Origin of the sequence: Dermacoccus abyssi (assembly GCF_003515945.1) — a bacterium.
Classification (GTDB): Bacteria; Actinomycetota; Actinomycetes; order Actinomycetales; family Dermatophilaceae; genus Dermacoccus; species Dermacoccus abyssi.
The window spans coordinates 118,634-140,426 of sequence record NZ_QWLM01000008.1; the positions used below are offsets into that span (position 1 = coordinate 118,634).

The following is a 21,793-nucleotide window of genomic DNA, read 5'->3' on the forward strand; positions in this document are numbered from 1 at the left end:
GAGCGTGGCCTCGCTCAGCGCGGCTCGCGCAGCACGTACCCGACGCCGCGCTTGGTGTGGATGAGCGGCTCGGAGAAGTCGGCGTCGATCTTGCGACGCAGGTAGGAGATGTACGACTCGACGATGCCCGCCTCACCGCGGAAGTCGTAGTCCCACACGTGGTCGAGGATCTGGCTCTTGCTCACGACCCGGCCCGAGTTGAGCATGAGGTAGCGCAGGAGCTTGAACTCGGTGGGGGAGACGTCGATGACCCGTCCGCTGCGGCGCACCTCGTGGCTGTCGTCGTCGAGTTCGAGGTCGGCGACGCGCACCGTGGGGCCGTCGCCGTCGTCGGCCTTGGTGCGGCGCAGCACGGCGCGGATGCGAGCGACGACCTCCTCGAGGCTGAACGGCTTGGTGATGTAGTCGTCGCCGCCGACGGTGAGACCCTTCACCGTGTCGTCGACCGAGTCGCGGGCGGTGAGGAACACGATCGGCAGCTCACGCCCGCCGTCGCGCAGCTGCTTCGTCACGGTGAAGCCGTCCATGTCGGGCAGCATGACGTCGAGCACGGCGAGGTCGAAGTCCTGGGTGGCTGCGAGGCCGAGACCTTCGCTGCCACTGCCTGCGACGGCCACGTCGAAACCGGCGAACTTCATGCTCGTGGCGAGAAGGTCGCGGATGTTGGTGTCGTCCTCGACGATGAGGATGCGTGCCTCGGGGGTGCTCATGTCGGTCATTCTGGTCGCCGAGTCTGGAAGTTTTCTGGGCGTCTGCTGGACGAGGTGGCGAGTGGGGGTGGTCTTCGCCGACACGCAGGCTTCCTAGGATGGGGCCAGATCGGACGAAGGGAAGGTGCCATGAGCCTGCGGTTCTACGCCGACGATTCGGCTCGGCGGACGCGTCAACTCGTTGCGGACGCGCTGCTCGCGCTGTGGTGTCTGCTCGCCGTGTGGGCGGGCGTCGTCGTGCACGGCCGCGTGCTCGTGGCCGAGGACGGCGCGACGAAGCTCGAAACCGGCAGCGGTTCGCTCGCTCAGAACATGACCGACGCTGCGAGCGCCGTCGCGAAGATCCCGTTCGTCGGCCAGGAGGTGCGCACCCCCTTCGACAACGCGGCGACGACGGGGCGCAACCTCTCCGCGTCGGGCCACGACCTCGCCGACGGTCTCGGCAGGCTCTCGTTGACGCTCGGACTCCTGACGGCGCTCGTGCCCATCCTGTTCGCACTCATTCCGTGGTGCTTCACCCGCCTTCGCTACGTCCTGCGGGCCGGGCGCGTCGCGCGCCTGCGCGCGATGCCGGGCGGTGAACGTCTCCTCGCGCTCGAAGGCCTGACGACGCTGCGTCCCAGCGTCCTCGCATCGCTCGATCCGGACCCCGCTGCCGCGTGGCAGGAGGGCGATCGCACCGTCACCCGGGAGCTCGCGGCGCTCGTTCTGGTCGCGTTCGGGCTGCGCGGGGGAGACGTGAGCCCGGAGAGAAGGCGCGGGGCTGCGCTGCCGACGACGCCGGGTCGCGATGAACCGTCCGACGCAGGGTCGCCGACCACTGAGTCGCTCGATGCTCGGGCGGCCGATGAGCCGGTCGACACCGACCCGCCCTACGACCAGTTGGGCGACGACGATCTCGACGACGACATCACCCTCGTCGACGGGCCTCAGGACGACAGGGACGACGACGGCGACGACGACGGTTTCGACCCCGAGGGCGAGACGCGCGTCACCAAAGCATAGGTACGGAATATTCCGCGGCATTTTGGCGTTGACGGACGTGATCACCCGCCCGTCCCGCGAGCAGAGGAGGTACCACGAGCCCCACATTCGCCTCGTTGTCCATCCGTAACTACCGTCTGTACGCCGCCGGCGCACTCGTGTCGAACGTCGGCACCTGGGTCGGACGCGTCGCCCAGGATTGGGTCGTTCTCACCGAGCTGACCGACCACGACGCCGCTGCCCTCGGCCTCGTCACTGCGCTGCAGTTCGCGCCCGTCGTCCTCCTCGCCCCGCTCGCCGGAGCGTTCGCCGACGCCTACCCGAAGCGTCGCCTCCTCGTGCTCAGCCAGAGCGCGCTCGCGCTCACCTCGGCGCTGCTCGCCGTTCTGCTGCTCACCGACACCGCGAGCCTCGGCGCCGTCATGGCCATCGCCTTCGCCCAGGGCATCGCGACCGCGCTCGACAACCCGACGCGTCAGGCCTTCGTCTCCGAGATGGTTCCCGAGAGCCGCCTGACGAACGCCGTCGGTCTCAACTCGGCATCGTTCAACGCGGCGCGCCTCATCGGCCCCGGCGTCGCAGGCCTGCTCATCGCCAGCATCGGCGCGGGGTGGTCGATGGTCGTCAACACGCTGTCGTTCGTCGCCGTTCTCGTGGCACTCGCCGCGATGAACCCCCGCGAACTACGTCCGGCGCCCCGGCGCAAGGGCCGCGGTGGAGTGCGCGAGGGGCTCGTCTATGTCCAGGGACGGCGCGACCTGCAGCTCATCATGGGGCTCGTCTTCGTGCTCGGCACGTTCGGTATGAACTTCCAGATCACGACGGCCCTCATGGCGACGACGGTCTTCCACGCCGACGCCCGCGCCTACGGCGTCATCTCGTCGGTCATGGCCGTCGGCTCGCTCGCAGCCGCTCTGCTCGCCGCACGTCGCAAGGCCCCGTCGCTGCGTCTTCTCATGCTCGCGCTCGTGTCGTTCACGGTGTTCTCGGCGCTTGCCGCGATCGCTGCGAATGTCTGGCTCTTCGGCATCTTCCTCGTGCCCGTCGGCCTCGCCTCGCTCACGGCGCTGACGACGGCGAACGCCACCGTTCAGCTGAGCGTCGCACCGGCGCTGCGAGGTCGCGTCATGGCGCTCTACATGGCGATCCTCATGGGCGGCACGCCAGTTGGCGCTCCGCTCATCGGCTGGATCGGCAACACGTTCGGCGCCCGCTGGACCATCCTCGTCGGCAGCATCGCCGTCGGCCTTGCCACCCTGGTCGCGGGGGTGGCGCTCATGCACGCCCGCCACTACGACTCGCGTGACGTCATGGCAATGCGTCCGCGTCTGCACCGCAGTGAGCGCGACCTCGACCACACCGACGACGAGCGCGTCAGCGCTGTGGCCAGCGTCTCTGCCGGCCAGAGCGGAGACGCCGCGGTGCGCGAACCCGCAGTGAGAGAATCGGCGGCATGACCCCGAAGACCCGTCGCCTCATCGTTCTCGTCGCGCTCGCGGCTTTCGTGCTCGTGCCGATCCTCGCCCAGCTCGCGAGCCTTTGACTCAGACGGAGGCTGCGGCGCTCGCGTTCTCGCGGGCACGCTCGGCGCGGCGCAACTGGTCGACCTCCTCGACGACGATGCGGCGCAACGCTCCCGGGGCCTCGACGCGCCCGTCGAGCCAGGCCTGAGCAGCCCCGGCATCGGTGACGACACCGAACAGCCCACGGGCGAGTTTCGAGGCGATGACCTGGCTGCGTCCGTTCCACCACCGCTCCAGCGAATCGAGGTAACGCGCCTGCAGGGCGACGCTCTGAGCGCAGTGCACTGACGCAGGGTGCGTGAGGCCGGCGACGAGGGCAGCCACCTCCTCGTTCGTCAGTGACTCGTCATCGGTGCGCTCCCACGCGGTGAGCTTGGCCTGTGGCGTCGCCAGCGCGGCGCGCACGGCAATGGCCTGAGCGATGCCGCGTTTCGTCGTATCGCGCTCGAGTTCGCGATCCAATTCGGCCCGCACCTCGTCGACCTCGTGCTCGCCGGCGTGTGCCGCGCGCGAGACGAGCAGGGCCCAGCGTTCGTCGGCGTCGGGGTGGAAGAGACCGTCGGGGCCGTCGAGCATCGCGCGCACTTCGTGCTGCGCCGTGGGCGCGATGCCGGCAGCCCACGTGAGGACGCGTCGCCACGCCAGGGCGAGATCGAGGCGTGCGGTCGGTTGTGCGGAGGCGTCGTACAGGTCACCGTCGAGGGCCGTGGTGTAGGCATCTCGCGCGACATGCCACAGCGCGTCGCCCCACTCGGTGCGCATCGAGGTCGGGAGATACGCCGTGACGGCCGTGACGTACTTGAGGCACACGCCGTCGACGACGGCGGGGGAGCGCTCTGCCGGGATGTGCGCGAGCACCGTCCGGCAGAACGTCTGCGTCGGAAGGTGCGCGTCGCGGCACGCGTGCCACAGCTGACCCCATGCGACGGCACGCGAGTTCGTCGGCTCGAGCGCCGCGAGATGACCCGTCAACGCGTCGAACGTGGCGGCGTCGGGCACGATGCGCGCGTACGTCCAGTCGTGGTCGTCGACGAGCGTGACGGCGCCCGCGTGGGGCAGCGGCGTGCGTGTGTCGGTGACGTCGATCCACTCCGAATCGAGGGGCGTCCAGCCGTCGTCCGTGACGGAGAACGACGTCACCTGGAGGCGGTGCGGGCGTGCCGCCGGGGCGGCGGGCGGTTCGTCGGCGCTCCAGTCGAGGCTTTCGCGCACGAGCTCGCCACCGTTCACCGAGAGGGTGTCCGGGCCGGCCGTGCGCAACCACGCCTGCGCCCACGCACCCATGTCGCGTCCGCTCGCGGTCGACAGGGCGGTGAGGAAGTCGGTGAGCGAGGCGTTGGCGAACGCGTGGTCCGCGAAGTACGCCGAGACTCCTGCGTAGAAGGCGTCCTCGCCGACGTAGGCGACGAGCTGACGCAGCACGGAGGCGCCCTTGGCGTAGGTGATGCCGTCGAAGTTGGCCCGCGCGGCCTCGACGTCGGGGATGTCCGCGACGATCGGGTGCGTCGTCGGCAGTTGGTCGGCGGAGTAGGCCCACATCTTGCGGCCGAGCCCGAAGGTCACCCAGGCGTCGGCGAACTCGGTGATCTCTTCGCTCGCCTGGGTGCCGATGAAGTCGGCGAAGGACTCCTTGAGCCACAGGTCGTCCCACCACGGCATCGTGACGAGGTCGCCGAACCACATGTGCGCCATCTCGTGCAGAAGCGTGTTGGCGAGGGCCTCGCGCTCGCTGCGGGTGGCGTCGCCGCGCTTGAGGTAGCGCTCGTTGAACGTCACGAGGCCGGGGTTCTCCATGGCGCCGATGTTGTACTCGGGCACGAAGATCTGCTCGTACTTACCCCAGGGATACTCGCGGCCGAACCGCTCCTCGCACCAGGGCAACCCGGCCTTCATCCAGCGCAGCAGGTCGGCGCTCGGCAGACGTGACGCCATCGCGGGGCGGCACATGAGCGACAGCGGCACGCGGCGGCCGTCGTCACTCACCCACTCGTCCTCGACGAGGTGGTACGGGCCGGCGATGACGCACACGATGTACGTCGAGATCGGCAAAGTCGGGGCGAAGTCGGTCGTCGTGACGGCGCCCTCGCTCGCGCTGTGCTCGGCTTCGGCGTTGGAACGCACGAGCCACCCTGTCGGTGCGCTCACGCTGATGCGGAACGGAGCCTTGAGGTCGGGCTGGTCGAAGCACGCGAAGACCCGGCGGGCGTCAGTCGGCTCGAAGTGCGTGTAGAGGTAGGTCTCGCCGTCCTCGGGGTCGTGGTAGCGGTGCAGGCCCTCACCCGTGTGGCCGTACACGCACTGCGCGGTGATCGTAACGGTGTGTTCGCGCCCCGGCGTGAGCCCTTCGACGCGCACGCGCGAGTCCGCGTACGTCGCTCGGGCGCGCTCACCGTCGAGTTCGACCTGCGGTTCCCCTACCGCGACGAGGTCGATCTCGACACTCGACTCGCTCGAGACGAGCGTGATCGTCGAGGTCGACGTGAAGGTCGACTGCGTCGAATCAGGCGCCCCCGTCAGATCGAGGTGAATGGCGTGGTCGGCGAGTTCGACGGTCGCGGAACGGTGTTCGGCGACGGCGCGAGTGAGGTTCGCGGCCGAGGGCATGAGCGTCCTTCCTGGGAATGCAGCCTGGGAAATGCTAGCGGCGCGGGCTCGGCCCGCCCGCTTGAGCAGTGACGTTAGAGACGTTCGATGACGTGGTCGATGCAACGCGTCAGGGCCTCGACGTCCGAGGGGTCGACGGCCGGGTACATGCCGATGCGCAGCTGGTTGCGGCCCAACTTGCGGTAGGGCTCGACGTCGACGATGCCGTTCGCACGCAGCGTCGCGGCCAGCTTGGCGGCGTCCACCGTGTCGGCGAAATCGATCGTGCCGATGACGAGTGAGCGGTGCTGGGCTTCGCTGACGAACGGGGAGGCCAGTTCGTGCGCGTCGGCCCAGGTGTAGAGCGCCTGCGACGACGCGGTCGTACGGCCCACTGCGAAGTCCATGCCGCCGCCTGCGAGGAGCCAGTCCAGCTGCTCCTTCATGAGCGCGTACGTCGCGAGGGCCGGCGTGTTGTACGTCTGGTGGGCGCGACTGTTCGTCACCGCGGTGTCGAGGTCGAAGAACGGAGGAATCCAACGTCCGCTCGCTTTGATGCGCGCGACGCGTTCGAGCGCAGCGGGGGACATGAAGGCGAACCACAGGCCGCCGTCGCTCGCGAACGACTTCTGGGGCGCGAAGTAGTAGACGTCGGTCTCGGTGAGATCGACGGGCAGGCCTCCGGCCGCCGACGTCGCATCGATGACGACGAGTGCGTCCTCGGCGATGCCGTCGGGGCGCTGCACGGGCGCCATCGCGCCGGTCGAGGTCTCGTTGTGCGCCCAGGCGTAGGTGTCGATTCCGGCCGTGGCGACGGGGGAAGCGACACTGCCCGCAGGTGCCTCGATGACGTGCGGAGCCTCGAGGAAGGGTGCCGCCGCAGCAGTGGCGAACTTGGCGGTGAACTCGCCGAAGACGAGGTTCTGCTGACGCTTCTCGATGAGGGAGAACGTCGCGACGTCCCAGAACGCGTTCGAGCCTCCGACGCCCATGACGACCTCGTAGCCCTCGGGCAGGGAGTAGAGCTCGGTGAGGCCCGCCTGCACGTCGGCTACGAGATTCTTCACCGGTGCCTGACGATGGCTGGTTCCCATGACGGGCGCCCAGCGCGAAGCGAGGGCCTGGAGGGCTTCCGGGCGGATCTTGCTCGGGCCGGAACCGAAACGTCCGTCGCCCGGCTTGAGCGAATCGGGGATGACGACGGTTTCCGCGGCAGAGGTCTCGGCACTCACTCGGAGCAGTCTAGGTGTGCGGGTGCAAGATGGGGGCATGACTGAGGTGCGAATCGACTACGACGGTGAAGGTCTCGACGAGTCGCAGGTGCCCCCGGCGCCCTACGACCTCGTGCGGCAATGGGTGGGCGACGCGCGCCGCCGCCAGGACGCTTCGGGTGACGTGCCGGAGCCTGAGGCCATCAGCATCGCGACGGCGAACGCTCAGGGCGCACCCCACGTGCGGACGGTGCTCATGCGCTACCTCGAGACCGACGGACCCGGTTTCTACACGAATCTCGAGTCGGCGAAGGCATCCGATCTTGCGGCCAACCCTCAGGTGGCGGGCGCGCTGACGTGGCCCATGATGTTCCGCGCGATCCGGTTCACCGGCACGGCTCGGGAGCTGCCGCGTGACGTCGTGCGCACATACTTCGACTCACGCCCGTGGGGTTCGCGCGTCGGTGCGTGGGTCTCGAAGCAGTCGCGCCCGCTCGACTCACGCGCCGAGCTCGAAGCGGCGAACGCCGAGATGGCTGCGCGCTACCCCGACACCGGCAGCCCCGACGACGTTCCGTTGCCCGACTTCTGGGGCGGCTACCGCATCGACTGCGATGAGATCGAGTTCTGGGCGGGTCGCCACTCGCGCCTTCACGACCGTCTTGTTTTCGTGCGAACCGCCGAGGGGAACCTCGACGACCCTTCGGCATGGCGTCTCGAACGTCGTTGGCCGTGAACGAGATTCGCTGACGCGAAATCCCCTGCCGGGACGATGCGACCTACCTCACGCGCGGTGGGTGTTCCTTCGGGAACGAAGTCGACCCGTTGTAGCGTTGACCATGACGAAGCGCGCCGCGTTCCCTCCCCCTGGTGGCGTGCTTCGTTCTGTTCGGCCGCAGCGCCTTCGGGTGCGCGCCGAACGGCGAAGGGCCGGACTCCCACGTGGCGTCCGGCCCTTCGTTTTTGTGTGCTGATGGCTATTTCTGACCCGCTTCGGCATCGCTCCACGGCTTGGCGCCGCGCTTGGCGAGCATGCTCGTCATGAGGTTGATCTCGCTCTTCTGGCCCTCCACCATCGTTCTGGCCAGGCGGACGGTCTGTGAGTCGCTCGCCGCAGCCTGAGCGGCCTCTGCCATCTCCACGCCGGCGCGGTGGTGGGCGATCATCAGCCGCAGGTAGAGGATCTCTGCTTGCTTGCCGCGGCTCTCGCGCAGCTTCGACAACTGCTCGCCGGACGCCATGCCCGGCATCCGGCCGTCCGCGAGGAGCATTTGTCCCTTCGGAAGACCAGCGTGCTGGTGGCCGGTCCGCGCCATCCACGCCATGCGCTCACCGGACACCGCGAGGGGCAGCTCCCATTCCTGCAGCCACGCCATCATCTGGCCGCGCTGGTTCTCCTGCGTCGTCGCGATGTCGTAGGACAGCGTCTGGATGTCGGCTGCGGTGCTGCGCGAGCGCACCGTCATCGACATGTCGACAGCCTGCGCGTGGTGCGCCGACATGTCACGCGCGAACCCGGCGTCGACGCTGTCGGCTCCCGGGTGACGTGGCTGCGCCGACCACATGCCGACGAGTGCGGCGAGGACGAGGGCCACGAGTGCGACCAGCGTGATGGCCGCCGGGCGGCGTACCTGTGCCCAGGTGAGGTCGTCGCGACGCTCGTCGTCCGACGGGGGCTCCGGGCTTCGATGACGCTCGGGGCCCCCACCGTCGTGCGGTTTCTCTTCGTCCGTCATGGAAGGTCCGAGCGTCACATCTGGCCGGCGAGCTTGCCCGTGTTCGGGTCGTACGCGCCGCTGCAGGCTGCGCCCGGCTCAGGCGTCTGGGGGCCCTGCAGGTAGGCGTCGATGAACTTCTTGATGCGCGGATCCGAAGCGTTGTCGACCTTGAGCTGGTGGCCCCAGGCCGTCAGGACGATCTTCGAGCCCTGACCCGGGTACTGACTCATGAGCATGTAGTCCTGGCCGGCCAGCTTCTTCAGCTTGGAGATGTCACCGCTGCTCGCCTTGTCGGTGGTGATCCACACGGCGCCGTGTTCGAGGCTGTGGACGGCGTACTTGTCCGGGATCTTCTTGTCGTAGACGCCGCAGTTGGCCCAGGCCTGGTTGTGGTTACCGCCTGCGGGCGGCGTCATGGGAACGTGGGGTCGCCCTCCACGTGGTCGCGGCCCAGGTTGCTCCACGTCTTCATGCCCTTGATGTCGGAGCTGGCGGTGCCGCCGTCGCCTCCGTCGCCGGAGTCGCGCGTCGCGAGGAAACCCACACCTCCACCGAGCGCGACGACCGCGGCGACTCCGCCCGCGATCAGGGCCATGCGCTTCTTCTTTTCCGAGCGGCGCTGCTCGGCCTGCATCTGGGCGAGGCGCTCGCGTCCACTCGCCGTATCGCGATCGCTGCGTGCCATGGGGGTACTCCTCGTGGGCGTCGTGCTGTGCGGTCGCCGCTCATTATGGCCGTACAACCTTTGCGCACGGCTACGCAGGAGGCCGTGGAGGTGGCACCCTTGTCCTCGTGAGTGACCTCATCGATACCACCGAGATGTATCTGCGCACGATCTATGACCTCGAGGAAGAGGGCATCCCTCCGCTGCGCGCACGTATCGCCGAGCGCCTCGGCCACTCCGGCCCGACCGTCTCGCAGACGGTCGCGCGCATGGAGCGTGACGACCTGCTGCACGTCGGTGACGGTCGGCGGATCGAGCTGACGGAGAAGGGGCGCACGCTGGCGACCCGCGTCATGCGCAAGCATCGCCTCGCCGAGCGCCTGCTCGTCGACGTCATCGGGCTCGAACTCGAGTTCGTGCACGACGAGGCATGCCGCTGGGAACACGTCATGAGTGAGCGCGTGGAGCGCAAGATTCTCGAACTCATCGCCGACAAGGGCCTGTCGCCCTACGGCAACCCCATTCCGGGTCTCGCAGAGCTGGGATGGGAAGGGGAGGCGATCGGCTTCCGTGACGGCGTGCAGTCGCTGGTCGAGGTCGCCGGCCAGGAGCCCGTCGAGGTCATCGTGCGGCGCATCGGTGAGCCGGCCCAGGCGGACGCCGAGTCGCTCGCTGTTCTGACGAGCGTCGGCCTCGCGCCGCAGGTGGCCCTGATCGTGCGCGCCGAGGGTGAGCGTGTGCACGCTGCGGTGCTCGACCGGCCTGACGACGCGGTGTCGCTTCCGCACGACCTCGCGTCCCACGTCTTCGTGGAGGTTCGTCAGGGGTGACGCGTGTGATGTTTGTCACATAATCGGCCTGTAACGGTTTTGCGGATTTCGGCGGTGGCGGGGAGCGTCATGCCCCCACGGGTGGAGTTCGCGTTTGCCGCGCCGTGACGCGGCGAACACCAACTCCACGTGCCCGTGATCTTTCCGTTACGGTCGGTTGCGGTTCGGTTCGAGAACACTCGTTCGCCCTTCGCGCCCAGCCCTGTCGGGGCGTACGAGTCTTATCCGCGAGATCGCAGTGACAGGGGCGGGGGACCCACTTTTCGTCCGAGGCCATGAGCCACGGACTTGGGGTGAAGTTACGCACGAGACCGCACTGGTCGGCGTGACCGGGCTGAGCAACTGGCCCGAACCCGACAGCTCACCTCGTAGGCGCTCGAGAGGTTGCACATTGTCCACCCAGAAGACCATCGGTCGTCACGCCCAGTCGAAGAACCCCCGTAGCCTGACCCGCGTCTCCGCGGCCGTCACTGTCACCGGTGGTCTCGTCGCAGGCCTCGCCGCGACGGGCTCGTCCGCAGGCGCTGCTCCGACGACGCCGCGTCAGGAGGCCGTGCGGGCCGCCACGACGCCGCTCGAGCTCAAGACGGTCACCCCCGCCAAGTCGCTCGTCGTGAAGCAGGCCAAGAAGGCTGCGGCTACCAAGAAATCCACTCTCAAGAAGGCCTCGCGCACGCAGGTCCGTCAGGCCCTGACGCAGCGCAACGAGCGCGCCACGCAGGCTCTCGCCGCTCAGCGCAAGGCTGCGCAGGAGCGTCGTGAGGCTCGCGCCGCCGCGAAGGAGCGCGAGGAGCGTCAGCAGCTCAACCGCACGCAGGTGCGCCGCACCGTCACGCAGCACCGCACGCCGAACCAGCGGAACGCCTACGGCCAGCAGCGTCAGCGTCCGGCCGCTACGGCGACCACGCAGCGCACGCGTCCGGCCGCTACGGCGACCACGCAGCGCACGCGTCAGTACACGGTCAACACGGCCGCGACGCGCATGACGAACCAGAAGGCCTCGGCTGCCACGCCGTCGCGCTCCGGTGTCGTCGCCATCGCGTCGCGCTACACGGGCATCCGTTACACGTGGGGCGGCAGCACGCCGGCCACGGGTCTCGACTGCTCCGGTTTCGTCGCCTACGTGTTCAAGCAGATCGGCGTCAACCTTCCGCACCAGTCCGGTCTCATCCGGGCCATGACGACGCCGGTCTCGAACCCGCGTCCGGGTGACCTCGTCTACTCGCCGGGCCACATCGGCATCTACGCCGGTAACGGCATGTCGTACGAAGCCCGCCAGGCGGGCATGCCGTCGGGTCTCTACCCGGTGGTTCGCGGATCCTCCTACGGCCGCCTCTGACAGAACCGGTCGCACGACAAAGGCGCCGCAAGCCCTCGGGCTTGCGGCGCCTTTGCGCGTTGGTGGACCCGGGCTTACTTGAACTCTCGGAAGAACATGGCCGCTGCGCCACCGACGCCGAGGAGGACGACGCCGAGTCCGATGGCGAGCGTGAGGTTGCTCGGGCCGTCGGAGTCGTTGAACGCGGGCGCGGCGAGGCTCGACGCGCTGCTGCTCGGCGTCCGTGACGACGTCTTCGAGCTCGAGGAGGACGTGGAGGACGACGACGAGGAGGAGGACGCGCTGCTGCTCGGCGAGGAGGTCGCCGTCGGGGCTCATCTCGTTGGAGCGGGTGGTGGAGGGCTCCGTCGGTGCCGGAACGTCGCTCGTCGCGCTCGGCAGGCCGGGTGCGGGCACGTTGTCCGTGGTCGGTGCGGGAGCACTGTGCGTTCGCGTAGGCGTGTAGGTCGGGGTGGACGTCGACGGCTCCGGCGCCGGAGCGCACTGGTCGAGCGGGAGCGAGCCGACGCCGACTCCGCCGGCATTGATGTAGACGGCGCCGGCGCCCGACGGGATGGACAACGTCACCGTCGTCGACGCGTACGGAGCCACGGTGGTGGCCGCCGGGGAGACGGGGGAGCCTCCCGCTGAGGCGGTGAACGTCTGGACGAGTTCGCTGCCGTTGGTCAACGTGACCGGGACGAGCGTTCCGTTCGCCCCGCAGGTCGGCGACTGGAAGATGGCGCTGCTGCCTCCCGGCGCCATGGGGAGCGCGGACGCGGCGGACGCGCAGGTGACAGCGATGACGCCGAGACCGGCGGCGCCGGCGAGAGCGCGGGCGAAGGAGAAGGGGCGTGCAAGCATCGGGAGCGACCTTCGGAAGACGTCGAGCGGCGTGGCGCCCGTCGATTCTTCCACGAACCGAGCCGAACAGCAGGACGATCGGTCTTCGATTGCCCGGCTGGGGTCGACGAATCAGATGAAACTCGAGAGCAACCAAATGCTCGCCTCGTGCGTCTTTCCTCGTGAACGCTCGAAAACAGAGCGGCCCGTCACATCTGCGCCGCAGCGCACATGGGGCAGAACGCTCGCGGTAGCGGGGTCGGTGGGGTCTTGGGGGCTCGATCGCCCCCGCACCGGCGAGCGGGCGTTAGGTCTGATTGACTTGGCGCCGTGACGATCAACGCAGCTGCTGTGGCCTACCTGCGCCACCACCTGTGCGAATTTCTTCTCTTCGTCGTACTGGCCACGCCGGTGCTCGTCATGCGTCCGTTCCTCGGCAACGTTGTCGTCGTCGTCCTCTTTTTCGTCATGTACTTCGGTTTCTCGTACCAGAGTGAGCGCGCGGTTCGTCTGCGCGTGGACGACGACGGTGTGCAGTACCTCGCGGGCGGGCGGGATCGCTCGTTCATCGCCTGGAGCGAGATCGGAGCGATCGTGCCGCGTCGGTTCCGCGGATGGCCCGCCGAGGATGCTCTCGTCGTCCTCGATCACGCGGACAAGCCGCTTCTCGTGGCTGGTGTCGCGATGTTCGGTGATGCGGACCTGCGGCGGGTCAAGGCGTACGCCGGGCAGCGCGTCGAGGTGCGTGAGCCTGTTGTTCTGTCGGCGCTCACGGGTCGAGCGGGCGGACACCGTCGCCCCGATCTCGTGCCGGAGCGCACGTCGGAGCGCTTCCTCGCGTCATCGATCGGCGGCATGGTGCTCGCCGCGCTCGTGGCGGTGGCGCTGTTCAGCTTCGTGCGCTGAGGCGCTGAGGCGCTGTTCGCGTCGGTCGGAGAGGACGACGACGGCGAGGCACGCGGCGGCCATCGCGGCGCCGAAGAGGAACATCACGGAGTAGTGGATGCCCGCCTGTTCCGCGACCCACGCCATGATGGCCGGCACCGCGAAGCCGAGGTAGGTGACGGAGTAGAAGACGGCGGTGAGGCCGGCGAGGTCGCGCGGGCCGGCGATGCGCTGCACCTCGAGCAGGCCGCTCACCATGGCGAGGCCGTAGCCGGCGCCGAGGACGAAGCTACCGAGAATCGCGGTGGCGATGGCCAGCTCTGACGCGGCGAGCGCGCCGAGCAGCATTCCGGCGACGAGAACGACGAGCGCCGCCGTCACGGCCCTTGCGGAGCCGGGACGGTCGATCTTGCGCCCGAGGGATTGCACGAAGAAGCCGCACGTGAGGCCGACGACGCACAGGAGCGCGGAGAAGGCGATGGGTGCGTTCGTCACGCGGGAGCTCATGAGTGCGGGCAGGACGGCGTAGGCGCAGGCGGCCGCGCCGAAGACCCAGGGCGCGACCGGCAGGACGACGGTGAGGAAGCGTCGGTGGCCGAGCGCGGGGATGCGCAGGTCGTCGCGCAGGCGCCCGGTGTTGCGGTTCGTCAGGTCGATGGTTTCCGGGGTGCCGCGCAGGCGGATCGCTGCGCTCAGCGTGACGAGGATGTTGACGACGTACGCGAGTTCGTCGGGGTAGGGCGCCCACTGAGCGAGGCAGCCGGCGACGCCCGCACCGATGCCGAATCCGGCGGTGAGCGACATGGCGGCGCGCTTGGCGCCGGTGCCGTCGGGCACGTCGTCGTGGGGGCGGGAGGAGAGTTCCTTGACCCATGACGTGCCGACGGCCATGACGAGGCCGAGCGCGATGCCGGACAGGACGCGTCCGGCGAAAAGCGCCGCGACCTGACCGTGCGCGAGCGCGAGGGTGGCACTGCCGGCCATCGCGATCCAGGGGGCCGGAGCGATGAGCTTGGCTCGCCCGTACCGGTCGGAGAGCGGGCCGCCGATGAGCAGCGACGGGATGATGCCGAGCACGTAGGCGAAGAGCAGGATGTCGACGGTGACCGCCGGCAGGTGGTGCTGCGACTTGTACATGACGAGCAGGGGAGTGAACTCGTTGCCACCCCAGGCCACGGCGAGCATGGCGTGGGCGGGGCGGGTCCACGGCTTCGTCATGGGACTTCCTCCTGGTGCTCGGCTACTGGCAGGTACCCATGCAATCACGCGGCTTGGCGCGGTGGTGCGGTGCGTTTCGGGGAGTGAGCGACGTCATCGTGGGCGGGGTGTCGTGAGGGGTACGGGCCTCGCGCGGTCGGGCGTGTGTGGTGCCGAACTGACGCGGTGCCCCGTTGTGTTCCGACGGGGCCCGGTGCAGGTGCGAAGGCGGCGTGACGACGCGCTGAGTGCCGGGTGACCGAGAGCCGGCTCGACCCGGTGAGCCGGACGACTACGCCGTCTCGCTGATGAGGTCGAGAAAGTGTCGGGAGCGCTCGCGCAGTTGGGCGACGCGCAGTTCTTGCCAGGCCACGCGTTCGGCTTCGTCCTGGACCTCCATGGCGTTGGGGACGCGGCGGGCGTTCCTCGAGCAGGAGAAGTCGGTGCAGATGGACGTGCCGACGGTGTTGCCGACGCGGCCGCTCGCTCCGGCGCGCGGCGCGACGTAGAGGGTGACGTTGTCGGTGGCGGTGATGTCCTGACACCAGGAGCACAGCAGCTTGCGGCGCTCCTTGGGTGGGGTGGCGCGGCGCAGGAGGAGGGTGCGCACTGCGTCGCCGTCCTCGGTCTCGACGACGAAGGTGGCGTACGACTGCTGCTCGCGCTTGGGGTCGATCCAGCCGAAGTAGTCGCGACCGTCCCACTCGATGCCGTCGAGGTCGGGCAGATTGGCGCGCTTCGCCTCGCCCTTGGAGGCGTTGACGAAGGACGCACGGATCTCTGCTTCGGTGACGGCTCGCATGGGTTCTATCCTCTCGGAGCGCTTCTGCGGGCCGCAAACGAATTCAGTCGGGGAGCAGCAGTCGCGCCCGCTCGGGCCAGAACGTGACGGGTCAGTGGCCGCACAAGGGGGCGCCGCGCAGGCGCGGCGCCCCGCGACTACAGCAGCCCGCCCGACAACAGTTAGGCTGACCGCTGCGCGTGCAACCCCTCGGGCGGAGCACGTCGCGACGTTCACGCGAGTGCGTCACCGCCTGGTCGGCGCGATGCGAGGACGACGCTCCCGTAGCTCAGGGGATAGAGCACCGCTCTCCTAAAGCGGGTGTCGCAGGTTCGAATCCTGCCGGGAGCACCGATCGGCCCTCGGGCAAGAATGTGTGGGGCCGGCCAACCTCGGCATCTGGTTCGGCCCACGTCGGGCGTTGGTGATGCCAGGATCGAAGGCATGATCGCTGCTGTTGCCGTGTCCCAGAACGCCGACGACCCGCTCGCGGGCCTCGAAGTGCGTGAGATGCCCAAGCCCGACGTCCCGCAGGGATGGTCGCTCGTCAAGGTCGTCACGAGCTCCATCAACATGCACGACGTGTGGACCCTGCGCGGCGTCGGCCACCCGCCTGAGCTGCTGCCGCGCATCCTCGGTTGTGACGCCGCGGGCTACGACGAGGACGGCAACCGCGTCGTCGTCCACGGGATCATCGGCGACCTCGACCGCGGACGCGGCGACGAGACCCTCGACCCCAAGCGCTCCCTGCTCTCCGAACAGTACGAGGGCACCTTCGCGGAGTACGTCGCGGTGCCCGCCCGAAACCTCGTCCCCCTGCCCGACGGCATCTCCTTCGAGGACGCCGCCTGCCTGCCCGTCGCGTGGGGCACCGCCTACCGGATGCTTGCCACCCAGGCGAAGCTGCGCGCCGGCGACACCGTGCTCGTGCAGGGCTCCGCCGGGGGAGTGAACTCGGCCGCCATCAAACTCGCCGTCGCCATGGGCGCCACCGTCTACGCCACCTCGCGCACCGACGAGAAACTCGCCCTCGCCGAGAGCTGGGGCGCTCGCGGCATCGCCGACGGCGCGCGCCTGCCCGAGCAGGTCGACTACGTCATCGACAACGTCGGCGAAGCCACCTGGTCGCACTCCGTCAAGTCACTGCGGCCCGGCGGCGCCATCGTCACGTGCGGCGCCACCACCGGCATGAACCCCTCGGCCGACCTCGGCCGCATCTTCTACCAGCAGAAGCGCGTGCTCGGATCCACGATGTGCACCCTCGCCGAACTCCAGCAACTCGTGCGCGTCATGGAGAACACCGGCGTCCGCCCGCTCATCGACTCCACCGTTTCGCTCGAGAACATCCGCGACGGCTTCGAGACGATGCTCGGCGGCGACGTGCGCGGCAAGATCGTCGTGCGAGTCGCCGACGGCGACTGACGCGACGGTCAGGGGAGGCAGCTCAGAGTTCCTTGATGACGCGCGCCGGCGAACCGACGGCCACAGCGTTCGCAGGCAGGCCCTTCGTCACGACGGCTCCCGCACCGACGACGGTGTTCTCGCCGATCGTCACGCCCGGGCAGACGAGGACCCCGCCGCCGAGCCACACGTTGTTCTCCAGCGTGATCGGCTCGGCGGCCTCCCACTTGTCGCGCCGCTGATCGGGGTCGAGCGGGTGCGTGGCCGTGAGCAACTGGACGTTCGGGCCAAGTTGCACGTCGTCACCGATGGTGACGCGGGCGACGTCGAGCGACGTGAGGTTCCAGTTCGCGAACGTGCGGTTCCGATCGTCGTGTTGTAGCCGTAGTCGTAGTGGAACGGGGGGCACCTCGGAATCCTCGCCGAACGCGCCGAGCAGTTCCTCCATGACGGCGCGGCGCCCGGCAGAGTCCGTCGGGTCCATCGTGTTGTAGCGGTGTGCCAGCGACTGGGCGCGCGCCGACTCCTCGCCGAGCACCGGATCGTCCGCGATGTACAGCTCGCCGGCGAGCATCCTCTCGCGCATGGTCTTCGTCGATTCCGTCATGGCGTCCAGGCTAGGGCGCCTCATCGATCGCACGTTGCCCCTGTCCGTGCGCAAGGGTCGCCCGGCGGCTGCGCGCACCGGGAAGGGGCATAACGTCGAGCTATGAGCTCTACACAGCAGGGGACGGTACGGAAGCTCCTCGAGGCGCACGGCACGACCTTCGCGGCCGACGCCGACATCACACTGCGTGACGAACCGGCATGTCTGTGGCAGCTCCTCGTTCTCGCCCAACTGCTCTCGACCCGGATCAGCTCCGACATCGCCGTGGCCACCGCGCGCGAACTGTGGAAGGCCGAATGGTGCACGCCCGCGAATCTGCGCAGGAGTACCTGGCAGCAGCGCGTCAACGCCCTCGGACGTGGCGGGTACCGCCGTTACGACGAGTCGACGGCCACACGACTCGAGGCCAACGTCGTGCTGCTCGACGAACGGTGGAACGGAGACCTACGCGAGCTGCGCGACGAAGCGGACGGTGACGCCGCAGGCATCGCAGAGCTCCTTCAGGCGTTCGACGGCATCGGTCCCACGGGAGCGGACATCTTCCTTCGCGAAGTTCAGGATGTGTGGCCGAGCGTCGCGCCGTACGCGGACAAACTGGTCGTGCGCGGAGCGAAGGCTGCAGGCCTCCCGACGACGCCGGACGAACTCTTCGCGCTCTGCCCGAGCGGCCGCGCAGCCCATCTCGCCGCAGCGCTCGTCCGCGTCGCCCGCAAGCCGAGCATCCTCGAGCGCTTGTGAGACAGGCGGGCGACGTCAGCTGACGCCGTCGTCGGGCCAGGTCCAGCGGATGCCGACGAGGCCCGGCCCGACGTCCTGCACCATGAGTTGGAGCAGTCGGTTCGGGCGGACGTCGAGGCGATGGCCGATCTCGCCCTCGCCGAGGTCGACGTACTCCTCGGCAGTGGCGGGCAGCTCGCCTGCGAACTCAACCTGGATGAGCACCTCGCGCGTACGCCGCGGGACGCTGTAGGTGGCCTCGACCGCGCGTAGCGCGCTCGGAGGCAACTGGATGCGGTGATCGACGACGGCGATGTCACCCCGACGTGCGTCCTCGGCCAAGATGAGTTCTGCGCCCATGAGCCCGTGCTCCGGCCACAGCACCGTCCGTCCGAGTTTGCACCCCGCGACCGCCTCGAAGTGATCCTCGATCGACGTCGAGAACGCGGCCGGGTCAACTTCGTCGACGACATGGATCGACGGCAGTCGGATCGGGCCGGGGGAGAGAGCGCGCACGATGTGACGAAACTCAAGCGTCCGCTCCACGCCGACGGCGTCGACGAAGAGCTTTTCGTGGACCGTCTGCTCGTACGGCAGTTCGTCGTGCTGCATGAACCCCAGCTCGCCCAAGGCCTTGGCCACGAGACCGGTCTCCGGCATTGCCTGCGACACCGGAACCACCCGGGGATTGCGCCCACGCGGGCGCGGGGGCCCAACGAGATCGGTGAGCTCACCCGACCCCAGGCCCAGCAGGTCTTCGAGAACCGTGAGGGCCTCGATACTTCTGGCCTGCTCAGGCTGTCGCCTGCCCGAAGACCAATGGCTGAGCGCCGACACACTGACAGGAGTGCCGTTGGCGCTCAACTGATGTGACAAGGCCGAGAGCGTGATTCGTCGGGCCGAAATGGCCGATCGTAACGTAGTCGAGAACGGAGTTGCGGTTTCTCCATGGCTGGGCGCCACGATGTCCCCCTCCTTCCACCCCTTCATGCGGAAGCACCGCCCGTCAGGCTAAGCAGTGGCTGTTTACGCATTTGATCAAAATACTGGAAAAGGCGGCTTCTATCCTCAAAACGCTCCACATATCTGGGCCAAGGCGTAAATGTCTGCCCCATTTGTCGCCGCAGAGCATTGGACGGTCGTCCGGTTTCTCGAGTGCCTTGGAATTCACCTCGTGCTGACGAATCGCGTGGAGCGATACAGACATGATCCTTGCCGAAAGGGTGGGCCGACGATGGCACCTTCACTGATCAACTGGGGCGAGGGCGAGGCACGTGCCTGGGGGGAGCGCACCCACGTTGCCCGCCATGACCTCGACGGCCTCGACATCTTCGCACGAAAGGGTATCGCCCGCATCATCGATGCGATGCCGCGTTCAGCGGTCCATGCCTACACCATGGGTGACGACCCCTGTGACGGCGCGACGTGGCGTCGTGGCGACGTGGCAGATCTCACGGGTCTCCAACTGCTCGACATAGTCGACCAAGGCCGCCTCTGGCTGAATATCGTCGGGGCAGGCCATCATGTGCCAGAGCTCGGAGCAATTGTCGACGAACTCTACGGAGAAGTTTCGTCCACTGTCGGTGACGCCTGGAGCACGCTCAAGGCGACCCTCCTCGTGTCCTCTCCGTCCGCGCAGGTTTTCTATCACGCCGACAATCAGCCGAACGCTCTGTGGCATATCCGCGGTGAAAAAAAGGTATTCGTCTATCCCCGTCGCGAGCCGTACGTTTCTGTGCGCCAACTGGATTCAATCGCGGCAGGGTATGCGGACGAGCAACTGCCGTACGACCCTGCGTGGGATGCGTCCGCCGAGGTGATCGACCTGAAGCCGGGCGAGGTTGCGTGGTGGCCGCAGAACAGCCCGCACCGTGTCGTGAACGCGCCCGGCGAGCCGAGTGTCTCGCTCTCCGTCGAGCACCGGACCACTGCCTCCACGCGCACCGAGCGTCGCCAACGGGCCGACTTCCACCTTCGGCGAACCTTCGGGCTCACCCCGCCCCCCGGCAAGTGGCTGGATCCGGTGACTCTCGTGGCCGGCTCCGCCCTCGCGAAGGTGGCACCCAAGCAGCGGGCTCGCAACGAGCGTGCCGTCTCCTTCGTCGTCGATCCTGAGGCGGAAGGCGGGGTGAAGAGCCTCGCATGAGCACACTTCTCGCCGTCCGAGGCCATTACACGGCCCACCGTCTCGACCATGACGAACTCGGCTACACATCCCTCAGCGACGACGTCGACGCCGTTCTCAGGAGCGAAGCTCCCGTCACCCACCTGCCGATCGACGAACTCGCGAAGCAGGCGCGTGCTCGGCACGCGGACCTCGTGGTCATCGTCGTCGGTCGCCAAGGGGAAGAATCGTTCACCCGGCCACTCGGTTTTGCGCTCCTCGAGCGCCGACCAGCCAGCCCGTGGCGACCGGTCGACATCCGCCTGGCGGGTGAGGGAAAGCTCGACCGTCAGAGTTTCCACCTCGTGGAGCCCGAGGTCGCTGCCACGCTGGCACTCGGTGTCGCCACCTTCGTGCGCCGGCACCGCGTGTGGCGCCTGCACCTCGACCAGGTCTCGTCGAACGATCCGACCCTCGCCTACCTCGTGCGATGCCTACCGCGGCTGCGGGCGCAGGCCGGTGACCCGATCCCACTGCTCCGCTGGCCCGACGAGCGTCGGCCCGGCCGGTGGGCGTCGAAGAAAACCCGTGCCAAGCACCGCACCGCATGCCGGAGGCTCGACGAGTCCGGCTCTGCCTGGCGGGTACACCGGTTGCGGAACGCCGGCGAGATCCGCGCAGCTCTGCCCAGGACGCTCGAGGTGCGCGCAGCTCGCGAGCGTCAGCTCGCCCGGCGCGACGCGTTCGCCGATGCGGCAGGGCAGCGTCACGTGCAGCGCGTTCTCGATCTTGCCGCCGAGGGCAATGCCGAGGTGTGGCTCCTCACTCTCGACGGCACGCTCGTCACCTATGTCGTCGTCGGGTGTGACGACGGCAAGCGCGTCCTCGTCGACAGCAGGATGCGACCGGGCTACGAGCGCCGCTCACCGGGGCTCGTGCTCTTCGGCCACATGCTCGCCACGTGGTACGTCGACGACGCCGTCCGCGTCGTCGACTTCGGACGTGGCATCAACGACTTCAAGCGCGGCCTGCGCAACGAGGTGGAGGAACGCCTGTGCGTGCGTGCGTGGTCGAACCCTGCCCTTGAGTACGCGGATCGCGGCCGGCACGTCGCCGACGCACGTCTTCGAGCGTGCGCCCGATCCGTGCGTGATCGATCACCGCTTGTCGCGGGGGTCGTGCGCCGCTGGCGCGCTCACCCCTTCACGCATCCCTGACGCCGAGGACGACCGGCCGAAGCGCCGTAGGAAAGCAGGAAAGCATGTCCACCCGAGCACCCGAGGAGACGACCACACGGTGCGTCGCCCACGTGTGCGACTCCGTCGCGGCCGCGGAGGAGTGCGCCTCGCGACGGGCGTGCCACGGGCGGAGTGCGCTTCCGGCCGGTCGCCCACCTGCGTCGCGGCGGGCCGCGCGTCATGCCGTAGGCCGACACGACCGCGTCGAACCGAGGCGTCGCCCCTCGATGTCGCGCGGCGCCGGCACTGCAGCCGAGGACGCCCGTGCGGCCCGTGACCGCCGGGCGCGCATGCGCCGGGCCCGGGACGTCAGTGGATTGCTGGCCATCGACCTCGCCGTCCCCGCAGGCATGGAGTTCGCGACCCCGGTCAACCCGTTGGCGGCTCTTCACAGATGAGGGTGTAGTGGGCGCTGGCGCGTCGGTCCGGAGGTAGGTGTCGAGGTCTTCCGAAGATGGAGGTTCCTACACGCAGCCATC

22 protein-coding genes, 1 tRNA gene and 1 riboswitch are annotated in these 21,793 nt (G+C 68.6%); of the genes, 13 read left to right on the top strand and 10 right to left on the bottom strand.

All coding sequences use genetic code 11. From position 1 onward, the window contains the following. Positions 1 to 14: 14 nt before the first annotated feature. Positions 15 to 710, bottom strand: coding sequence for a response regulator transcription factor (locus D1832_RS08630; RefSeq protein WP_415557222.1), 696 nt, complete (start codon positions 708 to 710; stop codon positions 15 to 17). Between the two features lie 129 nt (positions 711 to 839). On the opposite strand from D1832_RS08630, the gene D1832_RS08635 reads away from it, so the two are divergent. Continuing rightward, positions 840 to 1,715 carry a hypothetical protein gene (locus tag D1832_RS08635; protein ID WP_118913498.1) on the top strand — a complete coding sequence of 292 codons (876 nt, stop codon included), beginning with the start codon at positions 840 to 842 and terminating at the stop codon, positions 1,713 to 1,715. A 95-nt stretch (positions 1,716 to 1,810) separates the two neighbouring features. Next, positions 1,811 to 3,151, top strand: coding sequence for an MFS transporter (locus D1832_RS08640; protein WP_118913499.1), 1,341 nt, complete (start codon positions 1,811 to 1,813; stop codon positions 3,149 to 3,151). Between the two features lie 87 nt (positions 3,152 to 3,238). Here the strand turns inward: D1832_RS08640 and pepN are convergent, their stop codons facing one another. Then, positions 3,239 to 5,821, bottom strand: a complete 2,583-nt coding sequence (gene pepN / locus D1832_RS08645) for an aminopeptidase N (RefSeq protein WP_118913500.1) — start codon at positions 5,819 to 5,821, stop codon at positions 3,239 to 3,241. Positions 5,822 to 5,895: 74 nt separating this feature from the next. Next, positions 5,896 to 7,071: a phosphoserine transaminase gene (gene serC, locus D1832_RS08650; protein WP_118913501.1), complete on the bottom strand. Its 1,176-nt coding sequence runs from the start codon at positions 7,069 to 7,071 to the stop codon at positions 5,896 to 5,898. Between serC and pdxH the strand changes: the two genes are divergently transcribed. After that, a complete protein-coding gene (gene pdxH / locus D1832_RS08655) occupies positions 7,070 to 7,747 on the top strand; it encodes a pyridoxamine 5'-phosphate oxidase (RefSeq protein ID WP_047312295.1) in 678 nt (225 codons plus the stop codon). The genes serC and pdxH overlap by 2 nt on opposite strands. 241 nt (positions 7,748 to 7,988) lie before the next feature. Here the strand turns inward: pdxH and D1832_RS08660 are convergent, their stop codons facing one another. Genes D1832_RS08660 through D1832_RS08670 form a run of 3 tightly spaced genes read right to left on the bottom strand, consistent with a single transcriptional unit; the run spans position 7,989 to position 9,414 of the window. Beyond that, on the bottom strand, positions 7,989 to 8,747 hold the full coding sequence (locus D1832_RS08660; RefSeq protein ID WP_118913502.1) for a DUF305 domain-containing protein: 759 nt from the start codon (positions 8,745 to 8,747) through the stop codon (positions 7,989 to 7,991). A 14-nt stretch (positions 8,748 to 8,761) separates the two neighbouring features. Next, positions 8,762 to 9,145, bottom strand: a complete 384-nt coding sequence (locus D1832_RS08665) for a DUF3105 domain-containing protein (protein WP_118913503.1) — start codon at positions 9,143 to 9,145, stop codon at positions 8,762 to 8,764. Next, the gene (locus tag D1832_RS08670) at positions 9,142 to 9,414 is read right to left on the bottom strand and encodes a hypothetical protein (protein WP_118913504.1); all 273 of its coding nucleotides are present in this window, start codon (positions 9,412 to 9,414) and stop codon (positions 9,142 to 9,144) included. The genes D1832_RS08665 and D1832_RS08670 overlap by 4 nt, the downstream gene beginning before the upstream one ends. A 107-nt stretch (positions 9,415 to 9,521) precedes the next feature. Between D1832_RS08670 and D1832_RS08675 the strand changes: the two genes are divergently transcribed. From D1832_RS08675 to D1832_RS08690, 4 genes are all read left to right on the top strand, one after another. After that, positions 9,522 to 10,223 (top strand): iron-dependent transcriptional repressor DtxR, encoded by a 702-nt coding sequence (locus D1832_RS08675; RefSeq protein ID WP_047312293.1) that lies wholly within the window; start codon positions 9,522 to 9,524, stop codon positions 10,221 to 10,223. Between the two features lie 216 nt (positions 10,224 to 10,439). Beyond that, positions 10,440 to 10,613, top strand: a riboswitch (cyclic di-AMP (ydaO/yuaA leader). A 1-nt stretch (position 10,614) separates the two neighbouring features. Continuing rightward, positions 10,615 to 11,562: a C40 family peptidase gene (locus D1832_RS15785; RefSeq protein ID WP_118913505.1), complete on the top strand. Its 948-nt coding sequence runs from the start codon at positions 10,615 to 10,617 to the stop codon at positions 11,560 to 11,562. Positions 11,563 to 12,115: 553 nt separating this feature from the next. Next, the gene (locus D1832_RS08685) at positions 12,116 to 12,718 is read left to right on the top strand and encodes a hypothetical protein (RefSeq protein ID WP_118913506.1); all 603 of its coding nucleotides are present in this window, start codon (positions 12,116 to 12,118) and stop codon (positions 12,716 to 12,718) included. Beyond that, complete coding sequence (locus D1832_RS08690) at positions 12,715 to 13,290, top strand: hypothetical protein (protein WP_118913507.1); 576 nt, start codon at positions 12,715 to 12,717, stop codon at positions 13,288 to 13,290. Before D1832_RS08685 ends, D1832_RS08690 begins: the two co-directional genes overlap by 4 nt. Here the strand turns inward: D1832_RS08690 and D1832_RS08695 are convergent. Together D1832_RS08695 and D1832_RS08700 are read right to left on the bottom strand one after the other, a co-directional pair. Continuing rightward, the gene (locus D1832_RS08695) at positions 13,225 to 14,487 is read right to left on the bottom strand and encodes an MFS transporter (protein WP_118913508.1); all 1,263 of its coding nucleotides are present in this window, start codon (positions 14,485 to 14,487) and stop codon (positions 13,225 to 13,227) included. The genes D1832_RS08690 and D1832_RS08695 overlap by 66 nt on opposite strands. A gap of 271 nt (positions 14,488 to 14,758) precedes the next feature. Beyond that, on the bottom strand, positions 14,759 to 15,268 hold the full coding sequence (locus D1832_RS08700) for an FBP domain-containing protein (protein WP_047312289.1): 510 nt from the start codon (positions 15,266 to 15,268) through the stop codon (positions 14,759 to 14,761). Between the two features lie 257 nt (positions 15,269 to 15,525). On the opposite strand from D1832_RS08700, the gene D1832_RS08705 reads away from it, so the two are divergent. Together D1832_RS08705 and D1832_RS08710 are read left to right on the top strand one after the other, a co-directional pair. Further along, positions 15,526 to 15,598 (top strand) — tRNA-Arg (locus D1832_RS08705). A gap of 93 nt (positions 15,599 to 15,691) precedes the next feature. After that, positions 15,692 to 16,669 (top strand): zinc-binding dehydrogenase, encoded by a 978-nt coding sequence (locus tag D1832_RS08710; RefSeq protein ID WP_118913509.1) that lies wholly within the window; start codon positions 15,692 to 15,694, stop codon positions 16,667 to 16,669. A 22-nt stretch (positions 16,670 to 16,691) separates the two neighbouring features. Here the strand turns inward: D1832_RS08710 and D1832_RS08715 are convergent, their stop codons facing one another. Beyond that, positions 16,692 to 17,255 (bottom strand): sugar O-acetyltransferase, encoded by a 564-nt coding sequence (locus D1832_RS08715; RefSeq protein ID WP_241510939.1) that lies wholly within the window; start codon positions 17,253 to 17,255, stop codon positions 16,692 to 16,694. A 102-nt stretch (positions 17,256 to 17,357) separates the two neighbouring features. Here D1832_RS08715 and D1832_RS08720 point away from each other — a divergent pair, with 102 nt between their 5' ends. Then, the gene (locus D1832_RS08720) at positions 17,358 to 17,993 is read left to right on the top strand and encodes an HhH-GDP family DNA glycosylase (RefSeq protein ID WP_118913510.1); all 636 of its coding nucleotides are present in this window, start codon (positions 17,358 to 17,360) and stop codon (positions 17,991 to 17,993) included. A gap of 15 nt (positions 17,994 to 18,008) precedes the next feature. On the opposite strand, the gene D1832_RS08725 is transcribed toward D1832_RS08720, so the two are convergent. Next, positions 18,009 to 18,644, bottom strand: coding sequence for a hypothetical protein (locus tag D1832_RS08725; protein WP_147362652.1), 636 nt, complete (start codon positions 18,642 to 18,644; stop codon positions 18,009 to 18,011). Between the two features lie 562 nt (positions 18,645 to 19,206). On the opposite strand from D1832_RS08725, the gene D1832_RS08730 reads away from it, so the two are divergent. From D1832_RS08730 to D1832_RS15330, 3 genes are all read left to right on the top strand, one after another. Next, positions 19,207 to 20,118, top strand: coding sequence for a hypothetical protein (locus D1832_RS08730; protein ID WP_118913512.1), 912 nt, complete (start codon positions 19,207 to 19,209; stop codon positions 20,116 to 20,118). Further along, the gene (locus D1832_RS08735) at positions 20,115 to 21,293 is read left to right on the top strand and encodes a GNAT family N-acetyltransferase (protein WP_118913513.1); all 1,179 of its coding nucleotides are present in this window, start codon (positions 20,115 to 20,117) and stop codon (positions 21,291 to 21,293) included. Before D1832_RS08730 ends, D1832_RS08735 begins: the two co-directional genes overlap by 4 nt. A 248-nt stretch (positions 21,294 to 21,541) precedes the next feature. Continuing rightward, complete coding sequence (locus tag D1832_RS15330; protein WP_182434726.1) at positions 21,542 to 21,712, top strand: hypothetical protein; 171 nt, start codon at positions 21,542 to 21,544, stop codon at positions 21,710 to 21,712. The last annotated feature ends 81 nt before the right edge of the window (positions 21,713 to 21,793 follow it).

Excerpts from the sequence above, each read along its gene's own strand:
- D1832_RS08630 (WP_415557222.1), bottom strand. The coding sequence starts at position 710 with ATGAGCACCCCCGAGGCACGCATCCTCATCGTCGAGGACGACACCAAC.
- D1832_RS08635 (WP_118913498.1), top strand. The coding sequence starts at position 840 with ATGAGCCTGCGGTTCTACGCCGACGATTCGGCTCGGCGGACGCGTCAA.
- pepN (WP_118913500.1), bottom strand. The coding sequence starts at position 5,821 with ATGCCCTCGGCCGCGAACCTCACTCGCGCCGTCGCCGAACACCGTTCC.
- pdxH (WP_047312295.1), top strand. The coding sequence starts at position 7,070 with ATGACTGAGGTGCGAATCGACTACGACGGTGAAGGTCTCGACGAGTCG.
- serC (WP_118913501.1), bottom strand. The coding sequence starts at position 7,071 with ATGCCCCCATCTTGCACCCGCACACCTAGACTGCTCCGAGTGAGTGCC.
- D1832_RS08660 (WP_118913502.1), bottom strand. The coding sequence starts at position 8,747 with ATGACGGACGAAGAGAAACCGCACGACGGTGGGGGCCCCGAGCGTCAT.
- D1832_RS08665 (WP_118913503.1), bottom strand. The coding sequence starts at position 9,145 with ATGACGCCGCCCGCAGGCGGTAACCACAACCAGGCCTGGGCCAACTGC.
- D1832_RS08670 (WP_118913504.1), bottom strand. The coding sequence starts at position 9,414 with ATGGCACGCAGCGATCGCGATACGGCGAGTGGACGCGAGCGCCTCGCC.
- D1832_RS08685 (WP_118913506.1), top strand. The coding sequence starts at position 12,116 with ATGGACAACGTCACCGTCGTCGACGCGTACGGAGCCACGGTGGTGGCC.
- D1832_RS08695 (WP_118913508.1), bottom strand. The coding sequence starts at position 14,487 with ATGACGAAGCCGTGGACCCGCCCCGCCCACGCCATGCTCGCCGTGGCC.
- D1832_RS08700 (WP_047312289.1), bottom strand. The coding sequence starts at position 15,268 with ATGCGAGCCGTCACCGAAGCAGAGATCCGTGCGTCCTTCGTCAACGCC.
- D1832_RS08710 (WP_118913509.1), top strand. The coding sequence starts at position 15,692 with ATGATCGCTGCTGTTGCCGTGTCCCAGAACGCCGACGACCCGCTCGCG.
- D1832_RS08715 (WP_241510939.1), bottom strand. The coding sequence starts at position 17,255 with ATGACGGAATCGACGAAGACCATGCGCGAGAGGATGCTCGCCGGCGAG.
- D1832_RS08720 (WP_118913510.1), top strand. The coding sequence starts at position 17,358 with ATGAGCTCTACACAGCAGGGGACGGTACGGAAGCTCCTCGAGGCGCAC.
- D1832_RS08730 (WP_118913512.1), top strand. The coding sequence starts at position 19,207 with ATGGCACCTTCACTGATCAACTGGGGCGAGGGCGAGGCACGTGCCTGG.
- D1832_RS08735 (WP_118913513.1), top strand. The coding sequence starts at position 20,115 with ATGAGCACACTTCTCGCCGTCCGAGGCCATTACACGGCCCACCGTCTC.
- D1832_RS15330 (WP_182434726.1), top strand. The coding sequence starts at position 21,542 with ATGTCGCGCGGCGCCGGCACTGCAGCCGAGGACGCCCGTGCGGCCCGT.